Origin of the sequence: Limosilactobacillus antri DSM 16041 (genome assembly GCF_000160835.1) — a bacterium.
Lineage (GTDB): Bacteria > Bacillota > Bacilli > Lactobacillales > Lactobacillaceae > Limosilactobacillus > Limosilactobacillus antri.
The window spans coordinates 681,282-694,645 of sequence record NZ_GG700733.1 but is presented as its reverse complement, the minus strand read 5'-3'; the positions used below and the strand labels follow the sequence as shown (position 1 = coordinate 694,645).

Genomic DNA, 13,364 nt, shown 5'->3' with positions numbered 1-13,364 from the left:
GATACCCCCATGTGCATGGGGAATACACGACTTTGCCGTCTAAAAGAAGCTCTTTGAAGGGATCACCCCCATACACATGGGGAATACTGGGGATGGCCTTTCCCTTGTGGTGAAGGTTCGGGATCACCCCCACATACATGGGGAATACATCAAGCGGGGTGACCAACCAGCAGTTGGTAAAGGATCACCCCCACATACATGGGGAATACGAAGAATTAAAGCAAGGGCAAGACTAGTTACATAGGATCACCCCTATACACATGGGGAATACCGATGAAGTTCTCACAAAATGAACTAGAAGCCAGGATCACCCCCATACACATGGGGAATACACTGGTGGCGATGGTGGCCCGGGGGCCGATAAAGGATCACCCCCATACACATGGGGAATACACTAAAAGATCCCTAACAAATCAAGCTTTTGATCTAAGTATACCTCAATCTTTATTTAGTTTGCTGATCTAGCATACCGCTTCTTGATTAATTTCTATGAAGTTTTATTTCGCCCATTTTTGTAATTAAATGTGAAAGATATTTAAACCACTGCACACTAATTCGAACTAAGTTATCACTCAAGTGCCCTTTGGGATTTCCTCTTAATTAAAATATCCCCGTCGAATTAGAGACATCAATGAATCCATATAGACTGGTACCGAAGCCGCTAGCGTTTTCCTATCAGGAATTCTTTCAATGATTTTCGTTTGCTTGCTGGTAATGTCTAAAACGTTATATTCTTCATCGACAAAACAATTAAGCTGAAAGCGATCGATAAATGCCGGAAAACTATGCTGAAATTGCGATAACCATAGGCCAGTCAGCTCTTTTTCATACGCTGGAGATAGCAATGTTTTTTCGCCAGCAAAGTACTCTTTTAAGTCGAATAACGTTAAATCAATTCTATCCCCATACACCGAATGCCGGAGAGTGTTAATCGTGGGTAGTTTATGTCTGGGCCATAGGAAATGTAAAGATACTTTGCTCCGAACCAGTTCATATGCCCTTATCCAATCCTCAAAGGCAGGATAATATTTTTTCAAGCATTTCCTACCACAAATAATGTCTGCACCTAAACGAATTTTGTTTTTCCCGATAGTATCAACCAAGCAATATCCACTACCCTTCTTAGCGATGGGTAATCCATACTTGATACTCAATGCAGAATACAAAGTCCGATCACCTAAATCACTATCTTGATATAGCGCTTCCTCTACCTTATTCACGTAATTAGGAAATTGCTTTTTCAAATCTTGGTAAAAATCACTGTGGTAAAACAATTGAAGCCTGCTGATGTTATGTTGATATCCTTGAAGTTTAACTTTTTGATTACTATCCATTATCTTTATACTATTGCGGTCCAGAAATCCTGCTACTTTTGGCTGGGTGTTATTTTAATTAGCATAGGAAAAACACGGACATTGATTTCTAAAATTTCAAAATCAATGTCCGTATTTTCGCATCTTAACTTTTACTATTTTCCCTTCTATTCAACAATGGTGGCGCCGAGGCTGCCCTTGAAGTGGTCAAAGGCCCACTCATCACCGTGTGGCGTGAAAGTAGCAACGCCGCGCTTCGGAATCGTCAGCTGATAGTCAAGATTGTAGGCACCAATGGCCGTATGGAGGACGCAGATGTCGGTGCAGACGCCGCTAATCCACAGGTTGGTAATCCGGCGCTCACGCAGGTAATTATCCAGGTTGGTGTTTTGAAAAGATGAGTAGCGATTTTTAGCAAACTGGTAGACCCGTTCGCTGTCCTGATGGTCCTGGAACCATTCACCAACTTTGCCGTAGAGCGTACGTCCCGGCGTTTCAACAATATTATGTGGCGGAAAGAGCTTAGATTCCGGGTGAAAGGGGTCGTGCAGGTGATGAGCATCGATAGGAAAGATAACATAGTCACCATTGTTATAGAAGTGCTCCGCCAGGTCCGCAAGATAGGAATCAAGCTGCTGGGCAGGTTTGCCAACGGTCAGCGCACCATTATCGGCAACGAAGTCATTAGTGTAGTCAATAATTAATAATGCTTTGGGCATAATTGGGCCTCCCAAATTTTTATTATTAGTTTAGCACTTTTACTCTGGTTAAAGACAGAGTTCCACCAGTTCAAAAGTAATGGTTCCACGCGAATAAGAGGACGGATTACAGGTTAGCGACCTTGTTATGAAAAACAGTACGGTCTTCTGGCATTCGATTTTCAGTTGGCTCGCCTTTCAAAAGGTGAAGAGCGCGATATGTACCCCCAATAGTTGGAAATCGACTCTGGGGGTATTGGTACGCTTTAACTACCGACATTAAATATCATTACTTCTATACATATATGAGTAATTAAATTTCACTTCTTGTTTAATAAGTTTATAAAAGAAATTATCTACTATTTGGCCTTTTTTATCTCCACTGCTAATGTCTTCAGGGTTAGACATTTCATTACAAATAGAATAGTTCATAACCTTATTATAATTTGTATGCTTCTCATAAAATGAATCTACAGACTGCTGAAAGTCCATATTGTATTTATATAGAGATAAAACATAATATCTGACTAACCAGTGATTATTAGTAAATAAGCCTGGGCCAAGTTCTACATCTAAAAAATTTTGCAAAGCTTGTAACGTCATTTCTATATTTTGGGAATTGCTGGTTAGATGGTCTAAATAATTAGACAGCAATAGTAATGCGGTAAAATCATCAATGCTTATGTAATCGCTATTCTTTTCTTCACTTAATAATAAGCAGATATACTTATTTGGTAAATGTATTCCAACCCTTTTAAGTAATAATAACTTAATATATGCCTCTTGATTATAATTATTTTGAATATCGAACTTTATAGACTGAAGCACTTTATTAAAAAAATCTTTTTGATTAAGTTTGATGAATAAATATCTCTTAACAACCGAAGTATTAACTTTTTTTTCGATAGATACTAGCCTATCAATTAGCCTTATCAAATAGATACCTCTTCTCGAATCAAGTAAGACCCACTCGAACAGTATATCTAGAATAGATGCTTCGTTTTCTTCACCCCTTAATGTTAATGCATGAAGTGTATTTTTCAGCATCTTCTCTTTCTTACTTCTAAATAAATCATTAATAAAAAAATTGATTCCTGTAAATACTAGTTTACCCGTTCCTTTAATGTTTTGCTTTTCTTCACGATTAGCTAACTTTAAATAGTCTATAAGAATTGTTTGAAGTTGATTTATAGATAGTGCTTCTTCTTTCTCAAATCTATCAAAATAGTTTAAAAGTAAAGAGTCTTGGTTAGTATCAACATAGGATATATTACTAGTCTTATCGACGTTAATATTTAGCTCATACTTATCTGCTATAATTTGTAACGCTTTTCTAATTGTAACAAGATCTTCATCATAGTTATAACCAAAGGTAAAATCATCAACATATCTATGAAAGCTAATTTTATGATTCTCCATTTTCCCTAACTCTCTTCGTAGTTCCTCATCAATATAGGCCATACAATATTCCATTATTATTCTTGTGACAAGGCTACCAGTAGGGACACCATGGGTTTCATCATTCTGCTCTAGTTCAATAACTTTGTCTAAAAGGTTACCTAATAGTGTTTGATGATGGTATCTTTTAGTAATATTTTTTGAATTAATGATCCAGGCTATTGAATGTGTATAAATAGTATGATAAAAACTCGAAAAATCTGCCTTATAAAATTTTGTATACCCATTTAATAGATTTTCTTTTATTAGCTTTGTCTTCCTGTATGTATAAGGATTAACATTAAAAAAGCGCGACGTACTATTAATATCCCCAATTAATTTTGAAATAATGCTTTCTCTATTATTAATTAATACTGAAACAACCGTCAGATAAGAATAAAGATTCGGAAATTTCAGTTTTCTTCTCACATTATCACTTTTAGGAATTGTAAATACTATAGGTGTCGTTGAAGAAGCGTTAGTACGAACAGCTTTTTTGTCACTTCTATAATTATCACCTTTTATCTCAGTTATCACCTTTCCGTCTTCATAGGGGCTTTTATAGGTAATATATTCCTCAGATTTTACTAAGTCATATATTGTTTCATCATTTAATATATTTAAATTAAATGACTCGGGGTCAATTACATCGTCCTTACCATAAAAATTAGATGCTTTTTCTATCCCATAAACACTTTTATTTTGAAAATCAAAATAGCCATTAATTATTAAATACTTCCAGCTGAATATTTTTTTATAAAATTGCTCTTGTTGAACCAATGTGTTTTCCTCCCCATGTTATAAAATAAGGCCATCGCTTCTTCTCAAATTTCTGTATCAAGTCTTTAGATTAACTTTATTGATAGTGTCCTGTCCTTAAAACTGAAATATTCCTAGTCTAACCCCTCACTTTAGCTCATCTGTAATTCCAACTTAATATTAATATATAGTACACCTATCTCAATTCATCAGTGAGCCTTATCTCACACTTTCCGTCAACTGAGTCTCCTTCTAATAAGCTATTACTTAGTGGGATTTGTACGTTCGATATACTCTTTTCCGAAGTTTTAAAGTATTTTTAATGGCGTTACCTAGCAGGCCCTGTGGTGACGTAATCCTATCTCTAAAAATTGTTAATTTAATGTTTGCACTTTACATTTTAACAGCCGATCGTGGCGAAAAGTTAGGCTTGCAAGGCAACTTACTTTTAGTTTTGAAGGCTAGCGCTACAATATCGTGTTTTTCTTCCATAAAGGAACTCCCCCTGTACTGAATTTTATATTTTAAGTATAGGAGGATCATTCGACCGTGCCTAGACATACTGTTATTGACTACTTACATTAAACACTCGACCTCCTACCAAAAAAAGCAAAAAGTGTACTAATCCCCATCATTCAGAAAGGGAAAAGTACACTTCTAATCTATCAAGGATGTCGTCACCTCAGCATTTATTAGATATTTATATGTGCTTTCAAGGTCGGTTACACTCTCCACATACAGTGACTGGTTTCTGCCAATTGCACATTGAGGATAATCGGCTATGCGTCGCAGCTGACTATGTCTGTGTAATGGTAACTTTTATGTCTGCACAACCATTGTGCACCATGGATTTAAAAATTTTCCGCATTATTCAGTGGTAAGAGTGCTAAATGGTCTGTGAAAATGTATAATTAGGTATATTAGTCCAACTTGTCTGCGAAAATAAACTATTTAAGTACAAAGCTTTTCAATATGGTAAAGGCTTATTATTAATATTTGTCTTAATATATTCCAGCTCTTTTTGTACTTTTCACTAAAGTCCTCAAGATCTAATGAAATTACGTCATCCATATATTTTAAGTTCTCAGGAGCAGATGTCCAGTCGTTAGTAGTTACTAGTATATTTTTCTTTGCTTTTGACTGTTTAAATTTCTCAATAAATACCCTTCTACTCTGAGAATCTCTTAATTCTTCTTGAATTGAGTAAAATAAAACAAAATCACAGTCATCACCATATGAAAATTAAATATCTTGATTCCATTTAGTATTTTTAACATATGTCCCATTATCAATATTCTCTTTACTTAATTCATTCAAATAGAAATAAGGGATATCCCCTAACCTAGAATCAACTTTAGCTCGTTTCATACCGCCAACTACAATTATGCCTTCATGCATTGCCTCATTATTTCTAATATTCTTCAATGTAAGGAAGCTTACTTGCTCTATCAACTTAGCAACAAAATTATTATATTGCGGGTTTTCCCGATCATTTGCTGGATGTAGTTTCTCACGATACTGCGAGATTCCAGTTGCAATCCGGCCATTCTTATCATTGTAATAAACATACTCTAGTGGAATCCGATAAACATCCAACGTTTCTGAGCTAACCCCGTCAATCTTAATTGGCAACTTGGGCTTGGCACCAGTTTTCTCTAACTTTTCCTTTTTAGCTAATTCAATTAGCGACAACATCTCAACTTAGCTCCCCATTTTCCAATTTATTAATTAAGTCATGCACTTCTTGTTCGCTAGTTGCCATCCGGTAATAAACCCCTGACTCCTTAAGATGATCAAAATACTTTTGTTGAATAATATGAATCTCTTCGTCACCTAGACGCATGTTTCCCGCTTTAGTTTCAATCACTAAGTAAATCGGCTTGTTACCATGCTCAATCTTAAAGATGAAGTCCGGTGTCGTTGTTCCATTATCAAAACGTGGAATTTTAATAGCTCTTTTGGGCAGCTTCCCAAAAACACTAATCTTAGGACCATACGATCGATTTAATATCTTTAATTCTGGATCAGCACTGTCGTAACGCAGCGGTGGTCGATCATATAAATACTTCTCATCAGAAGTAGAGTTAGACTGATAAACACCCAACACACTAGCTGGTACTGAATCCACAAATTCATGCTTTTTAGCATTGTAAATCGAAGTTGATGCCGAAAAAGCTAGTGGTTCGTAACTATATGAAGTCTTAATTCGCTCATTGATTTGATTGTTAAAAGTTCGAATCAGGTTGCCGAGGGTCTTCTCATTAATATAATTGGTATTATTTCTCAGCCTCTTAATTGCCTTAATCATCAGGTTATTCAGCAAATTAACTGGCAAGTCAGTTTGCTTGGCCAAGGTTTTGAGAAATTTGCCATAGTTCATGGTCAAATATTCAGCACTATAATCCGCTTGCGTCTCTTTGACAGCAGCATTGCCACTAGTAGTATCAACTTCTTGATGAACCATTTGTGGACGCTGCAAAACAAATACTTTATTGTCACTGTCATTGAAAACATTGCGAGCAACTGTTTCAGCATCCTGGTTGACCGACGGATCAAACTTGATCATTTGGCGTTTAGATAACTGCAACCATAAGTTCTTCAATTGTTGCCAATTTTGCTTGCGTAACTTAACGGTTGTACTATCTTTCGAATTTTTATCTCGAACCTTATCTTTGGCAACCTTGCTTTGCTGTTCAAGTTCTGGATAAAGTTGACACAAAGCGTCATAACCTGACATAGTTTGTCCATCCAATTCGACATTGTTTTTGAACTTGTTGGACCGGGTAATAACGTTATGCTCATCAAGATCGTCAAGTAACTGATCCGCATCAAATTTAGGATCAGTTTGTTGCTTAGCCTTAACAATTAACTTAATCATGTCGCCAGTTAGTTCTTCTTGGTTTAATTGAATTGGAGAGTCAGCATTAATTTCACCGACTAATTTTTGAGCAAAATCACGCTCATCATAACCAATTAAGAAAGAAAGACGGCTCGGCCATTCATCCTGATTTAGGCGATGACCAGTTTCATCAACGGGCAGCCGCAAACCACGACCGACTTCTTGAATCTTACTGATTTCTGAACCTGAAGTCCGCAGTTTGGCGATCGTGAAGACGTTTGGGTTGTCCCAGCCTTCCCGCAGCGTCCACTTGGAAAAGAGGAAGCGCCGAGTCAGCCAATTACCATCTTTATCTTTAAAGCTCAGTAGTTTTTCCTTGTTGCTTAAAATGTCTTCCACTTCAGCCTGAATATCAGCGTCTGAGCTGCCACGATCCTCACTGAAGTAGCCCGCATAGACGTCCTGATGTTCGGACTGAAGGCTCTTTAAGGTTGCTTGTAAGAATGAGCGATATTCTTGTTCACGATCATCTACGGTTAATTCATAATGATCAATTCGTTTCTTGAGCTTCTCAATTAAGATTCTTTCAAAGTGCTGAGCCAACCAACCTTTGCTGTTGTTTTCTCCACGGAAGCTAGAAATACTATCGATAAAAAATAACGATAGAGTTTTGATTTTTGGTGGATTGACTCCTGAGTTTGGCCGTAAGAAGTTTTTCTCTTCTGCATCAAAATGGCAATCCAACGCCTGTGAGATGATTTCATCCTGGTAATTTTGGGCAAAAGTATCAGGAATGAGCTTCATGTCTTTTGATAAAGCTAGTCCATTAGATAACTCTCGATCAGTTCCACCTGCGTAAGTAATATTACCTTCAAAACCTGCATCAACATCAGCGAGATTTTCGCCAACGCTTAAAGAGTATTCCTTCTTACCCTTAGCAAGAATCAGCTCTTTTGCCTTAGCCTGCTTAACCTTATACAAGTTGTTTGCCTGCTCTTCCGGCATATCTGGGTAGTCAATATCAATTCCCTTGACTAGGCCTTGGTTAAAACTATCAACAGCATCGAGATTGAACTGTGGTTCACCACGGTAATAATCGACTTTTGTAACTTTATTTTTGCCACGCCCAGTTGTTGTTTCTGGGAAAGTTGCACCAAAGCGCACAATCAGCTGTGGCTTCATCTCCTTGATATCTTCATAGAACTTCTTCCCGCGTGGGAAACGTTGGGGTTCATCCATGATTACCACTGGCCGGGTTGCAGCAATGGCTTTAATTGGTGAAGTTTCCCCACCTAGTAAGGTTTGATCATAATCATCGCGGTACATCGACTTAGAGTGCAGCATCCCCTGGTTAACCAGTAACACTTCAATTTGATTAGCATTCTGCCGTGTGGCTTCCACAAATTCGGATAATTGAGCTGGGAAGTTTCGTCGCCCTGAGCGCGCACTAAAATCACCCGCGTTAATAACGTTCAGTTGAACTCGGGTATTTTCATAGAATTCACTAAAGTACTGCTTAGCGTAGTCACTGGTAATGAAGTTACGGGTACCTTCCTTAATACTTGGACTGGGAACAGCAATAACAAACTTAAATAGTTTATACTTTTGATGGAGCTCATACATCATCCGGGTATAAACATAAGTCTTACCGGTACCAGTCTCCATCTTGATATCAATATTGGCTTTATCGTTGTGACGGTACCTGATTAAAGGATTGGCATAAATATAGTTAGCATTCGGATCATTGGACATGGTATCCATGCCGGGAAAAGCTTTATCAATCGCAGCTAATGCGTCAGTTTGGTGTTGTAAAGTCTCTAGTTTAATCTTCATAGCATTAGTACCTCTTGATTAAATTAACTTTACTGTCTAACTGCTTTAAGCCATTTTCTAATTCACGCATTTCTGCAACATTAAAGGAATAGCCAAAGATAACGACACTCTGTACTTCCAGCTGGTGGGTACCTAGTTGATTGAGTAATTCCTTGGTCTGATTGGCTCTCCAACCTTCATTAATTAGGTAAAGGCGACTATCGACTAGGTGTGCCTGATAATTGCCAAAATGTAGTGTTTGAATATCGGTATCGAAGGAATAGCCATCTTGAGCAAGCCAGGTTGTTAAGATGGTTTGCTCACCCCTAGCACAGCCTGAGACATTCAGGCTGGCACTGGAAAAGCCTTCCACCATGTTGGTAAAAAGATTAGTATTATTTGGATCAAAGTCATCAATATCCTCAAGAGTTTGCTTAGTCGGCTTCACTACACGATAATGCTTGAAACTCCCGTTAAAGTCCTCAGGAAGGGTTAAATCGTTGTCCGCTTTAATCTTCTTGGCAGCACGACGGATTCGTTCACGAGAAATTTCGTCAATGGAACGAAAGCCTGCATCGTATGCTGCCTTACCACCCTTAGTTGGGATTTCTTTGCCATCGCTATTTGTGTGGTAGGTCTTTTCTGGTAGTTGAACCATGATGAACTTGCGATGACCACCATCTTCTGCATTAAGTTGCATCACAGCATCAGCAGTAGTGGATGAGCCGGCAAAGAAGTCTAAGATTGTTTCGTAGCCACTACTAGTACTAAGTGCAACTATTTTCTTGATAAAAGAAGTTGGTTTAGGGGTACTAAATATTTTTTCATTAAAAAGACTTTGAATCTCTTTAGTCCCGTCAGTTGATGTTCCAACATCTTCCCATATAGATTTTGCAGTTTGACCTTTATCCATCACTTCAAAATAAAATCGCTTTAATTGTGGCTTCGATGTGCCATTTTTTCCAAAAATTATTCTATTATCCCTTAGCAGATCTTCATACTCATTAGGACCAGTCCGCCAGCATCTTCCTTTCGGAGGCAGAAACTTTTTGTGTGTATTTGGGTTTTCAATTTCGTAAGTCAAGTTAGGACGAATTCCGGGAGAATCAAATGGATCTGCCTTCCATACTCCTCTTAAATCATTGTCCGGATTACTAAAACCATTCTTGGACAAAGGAAGCTTGAAGTTACCTTTATTATCATTAAAGATCTTAAAGTTTTTTGAGTATACGAGAGTACTATTATGATTTAACGAAATAATAGCGTCATTAGAAACGGATTTCCTTGAATTCCAAATTATGTTACTAACAAAATTGTCTTCCCCAAATATTTCATCGCATATTTCTTTTAAGTTAGACAATTCATTATCATCGATTGAAATGAATATTGTTCCTTGATCAGATAATATTCTCTTAGCCAGGACAAGTCTAGGATACATAAATGTAAGCCAAGCCGAGTGACTGGCTTTACCCTGAATACTTTTCATACGTTCAACTTGCTCATCAGTTATTCCAAACATATCCTTTAATTGGTCATCACTATATTCAAAAGAATCAGGATAAACGAATCCATCGCTCCCCGTGTTATATGGGGGATCAATATAAATTACATCAATCTTGTTGGCGTACGATGTTTGCAGGTGCCGCAATACTTCAAGGTTGTCACCAGTAAAGAATAGGTTCTTACTGTTCTTCCCCTCACCGTTATTCTGTTCCTCATCCGGTACAATCACACTCGTCGGCATTTCACCCGCTTGCCGCCGGGCATAATCTTTACCAATGAAATTCAGCTGGTAACCTTCGCTAAGTTCATTAATATTCTTATCCTTCAGTTGAGACTTGAATTTATCTAAATCAAAAGACCCATCTTTAGTAAAAAATTCTGGCAGCTTTTCCTTAAGTTCACTTAGGAATGCTGAATTAGGCTGAACATTCTGGTTAAACTTTTCGCTATCCCTAAGCAAACTCAACACCACCTTTCAGTGATGCAGACACACAAAAAGAGTCTACTAACTCCTTAAAACTCAGTAAACTCTGTGCAAATTGCTTGACAAAAAGACGTTGTCTTAAATAATTAACGTGTGTTGTGTTGTGTTGTGTTGTGTTGTGTTGTGTTGTGTTGTGTTGTGTTGTGTTGTGTTGTGTTGTGTTGTGTTGTGTTGTGTTGTGCATAATCACAAAGTTCCCCCAATGCATTTTGATTTTAAAATATTTTGCCGCTATTAATTATACCGAATACTCCTTCGGCCTCACAAGTTTCTGAAAATCTAATGTACGCCATTTGCAAACAGCATATAAATTGCTTGAAGCATGATAAACTTTTTCCATACTCATTCAATCTAATTGAATTCCATCGGCAATTTCATTATCAAATTCGTTAACAATTGCGGAGCGCAAATCCTCAATCTTTTTGGCCAGTGATTGCCAGTTAAATTTATCATGGGTACGATCGTAATATGAGTAAGTAAGTGCTTCGTTAATGTATGATAGGGCTGCAAAAATATCTCTTGACGTTCCAATTCCATTAAATAGACATAAAGCCAAGCGATAATAGATATCCGCTTTAATATCATTATCATTATCGCTATCATCATATGCTAGCTGGGATTCCGCCTGCTGGTAATACCGGTATGCCAGCAGCGGCTGCTTTTGAACAAAATTTCCCCAGTAATAGGCATCCCCCAACCTTGTAGGAAGCATTTGCATTGCCATTGATAGAAGCCAGGTTAAAGCAATAAAAAGCATTTTCAGGGTCACGGTTCCCAGTCCGACCATAAGCGTAAATATAGCCGAGATTACAAGCCGCTTGTGGGTGACCTAGGTCTGCAGATTGCCGATAGCATTTTTCTGCCTTATCATAATCGCTTTCCCGATAAGCCTGAGCACCAATATTTAGCAGTTCTTCGGCTTTCTTCTGAATTTCAATTTCCTTATTCATGAATATCCCCCTAAATCGATAACAGAATCAAATTGAGTAAAATATCTACCATAAATGCAACCACAGCGATAGTCAGCCAAAAGGTCACTTTTTTGCCCTCATTCTTAAAAGCTTTCATAAACACTCTCATCATAACCAGTGACCCAATTATGTTAACAACATGACTAGTTGCCTCGTTTTTGATCCAAATTTCACTAAACAGCAGCAACATAACTGCCGTGATTGTCCAAATTAAAATCCGCCGTTCCTTGCCCATTGACTACTCCTCCAAAATGATTCTAATCCTTCTCCAAATAAAAACTCTTTAACCGGTAAGTCGTCACCGGTTCGACATAGTAATTATACTTAGCAACCAAGTTACAAATCTCATCACCGTTAATCAGCGTAATAATCCGGGTACCTTGTCGCGCCGTCTTCACGGCGTCCCGCGTAAATTCCGAATTCGTGATGAAAATTCCAAACTCAGCATTATACTTATCCATCGCGCCACGGAACTTATCAATTTCTGGCGCTGAAACTTTGCCCTGCCAACGCTTTGCCTGTAATGCTACCCGGGTTGTTCGATAGTCGTCTGAACGGACGTAGCCAAACCCGTCGAGACCTCCATCAGCAACATACGGAGTACCAATGTTATCATCAACATCGATTCCCATCCTCTTCAACAAGCCACGACAAAATAGCTCAAACTTCTTGGGGTTCATATTCTGCAAAGCGTCAAGAAGTTGCTTGCGCCATGAATCTTCTACACTATCCTCCGCCGTTTCATCTTCTACTTCAGTGACAACATCCTTTTGAACCTTAGTGTTTCCTGAAACCTTATTTATAAACGGACGAACATCCCTAGCTGCATTAAAATTCGCTAGGTCTACATTCCGTCCTTTTTCGGACAACTCTAAAACGTGATTGTCATCCGTATGAATATAACCTGTAGCAATCAGGTACTTAACTGCAAAGTTTGAGGTATAGGCAAACGGCTGATACTGTTCCCCACTCTTCTTTAAAATTTTAACCTCATCAACAGTCTTTTCCGAAATTGCATCTGAATTATCACGAATTTCCTGCCGAATATCTTTGCGGGTCACCTGACCACCCAAGCGGTGCATCGCCTTCAAGATTTCCTTCATTGTCAGATTTTCAATATTAATTTGTCGATTAGCCATTGTGCCTTCCCCATTCATCTATACTTATTCATTTTAATATTAAGAAATAACCATGAGCTTTGCAAATACAGATTGTAATCAATGTTTCGACCTCTATTAATATTACTCAAGCACATTAGAACGCATTTGCATTCTGATGTGCTATAATCTAAATAAACTATTTTAAGGAGGATCCACCAATGGCAACTTCTACCAAGTCAACTACCATCCGTTTTGATACTAATGTACTTAATTTAATCCATAAGCAGGCAGAGCTAGATGGTGAAACCCCTACTGACTACATGCGAAAGGCTGTCCTAGAAAAGCTGGAAGATAGTCTGGATTATCAAGATGCCGTTAATAACATCCGCGCATCACAGGGTCAAACTGTAAGTCGAGACGACGTGATGAAACAGCTAGGGCTTTAGCA

At 38.0% G+C, this 13,364-nt stretch carries 10 protein-coding genes, 1 pseudogene and 1 CRISPR repeat array; of the genes and pseudogenes, 1 reads left to right on the top strand and 10 read right to left on the bottom strand.

Translation table 11 applies throughout. The annotated features are described in order from the left end of the window. Nucleotides 1-59: 59 nt before the first annotated feature. Nucleotides 60-393: direct repeats of the CRISPR family, unit length 28 nt; unit sequence GGATCACCCCCACATACATGGGGAATAC. 203 nt (nucleotides 394-596) lie between these two features. The 10 genes and pseudogenes from HMPREF0494_RS06790 to HMPREF0494_RS06750 all read right to left on the bottom strand — a co-directional run bounded on the left by HMPREF0494_RS06790 (nucleotide 597) and on the right by HMPREF0494_RS06750 (nucleotide 12,955). Next, entirely contained in the window at nucleotides 597-1,334 is a 738-nt protein-coding gene (locus HMPREF0494_RS06790) for a DUF6994 family protein (protein WP_007124213.1), read from the bottom strand. Nucleotides 1,335-1,480: 146 nt separating this feature from the next. Then, nucleotides 1,481-2,032 (bottom strand): cysteine hydrolase family protein, encoded by a 552-nt coding sequence (locus tag HMPREF0494_RS06785; RefSeq protein ID WP_007124212.1) that lies wholly within the window; start codon nucleotides 2,030-2,032, stop codon nucleotides 1,481-1,483. 258 nt (nucleotides 2,033-2,290) lie between these two features. Continuing rightward, entirely contained in the window at nucleotides 2,291-4,228 is a 1,938-nt protein-coding gene (locus HMPREF0494_RS06780; RefSeq protein WP_007124211.1) for an RNA-directed DNA polymerase, read from the bottom strand. A gap of 1,398 nt (nucleotides 4,229-5,626) precedes the next feature. Then, a pseudogene (locus tag HMPREF0494_RS06775) lies at nucleotides 5,627-5,902 on the bottom strand (hypothetical protein); the annotation flags it as partial. Between the two features lies 1 nt (nucleotide 5,903). Continuing rightward, on the bottom strand, nucleotides 5,904-8,879 hold the full coding sequence (locus HMPREF0494_RS06770; protein ID WP_007124208.1) for a type III restriction-modification system endonuclease: 2,976 nt from the start codon (nucleotides 8,877-8,879) through the stop codon (nucleotides 5,904-5,906). A 4-nt stretch (nucleotides 8,880-8,883) separates the two neighbouring features. Then, nucleotides 8,884-10,821, bottom strand: coding sequence for a site-specific DNA-methyltransferase (locus HMPREF0494_RS06765; RefSeq protein ID WP_040458876.1), 1,938 nt, complete (start codon nucleotides 10,819-10,821; stop codon nucleotides 8,884-8,886). A 370-nt stretch (nucleotides 10,822-11,191) separates the two neighbouring features. After that, nucleotides 11,192-11,557 carry an SEL1-like repeat protein gene (locus HMPREF0494_RS11765; protein ID WP_225430191.1) on the bottom strand — a complete coding sequence of 122 codons (366 nt, stop codon included), beginning with the start codon at nucleotides 11,555-11,557 and terminating at the stop codon, nucleotides 11,192-11,194. Beyond that, entirely contained in the window at nucleotides 11,448-11,795 is a 348-nt protein-coding gene (locus tag HMPREF0494_RS11630; protein ID WP_225430188.1) for a tetratricopeptide repeat protein, read from the bottom strand. Before HMPREF0494_RS11630 ends, HMPREF0494_RS11765 begins: the two co-directional genes overlap by 110 nt. Nucleotides 11,796-11,805: 10 nt before the next feature. Further along, nucleotides 11,806-12,051: a hypothetical protein gene (locus HMPREF0494_RS06755; RefSeq protein ID WP_007124204.1), complete on the bottom strand. Its 246-nt coding sequence runs from the start codon at nucleotides 12,049-12,051 to the stop codon at nucleotides 11,806-11,808. A gap of 22 nt (nucleotides 12,052-12,073) precedes the next feature. Then, nucleotides 12,074-12,955 (bottom strand): restriction endonuclease, encoded by an 882-nt coding sequence (locus tag HMPREF0494_RS06750; protein WP_040458875.1) that lies wholly within the window; start codon nucleotides 12,953-12,955, stop codon nucleotides 12,074-12,076. A 179-nt stretch (nucleotides 12,956-13,134) separates the two neighbouring features. On the opposite strand from HMPREF0494_RS06750, the gene relB reads away from it, so the two are divergent. Beyond that, the gene (gene relB, locus HMPREF0494_RS06745; RefSeq protein ID WP_007124202.1) at nucleotides 13,135-13,362 is read left to right on the top strand and encodes a type II toxin-antitoxin system RelB family antitoxin; all 228 of its coding nucleotides are present in this window, start codon (nucleotides 13,135-13,137) and stop codon (nucleotides 13,360-13,362) included. Nucleotides 13,363-13,364: the final 2 nt, after the last annotated feature.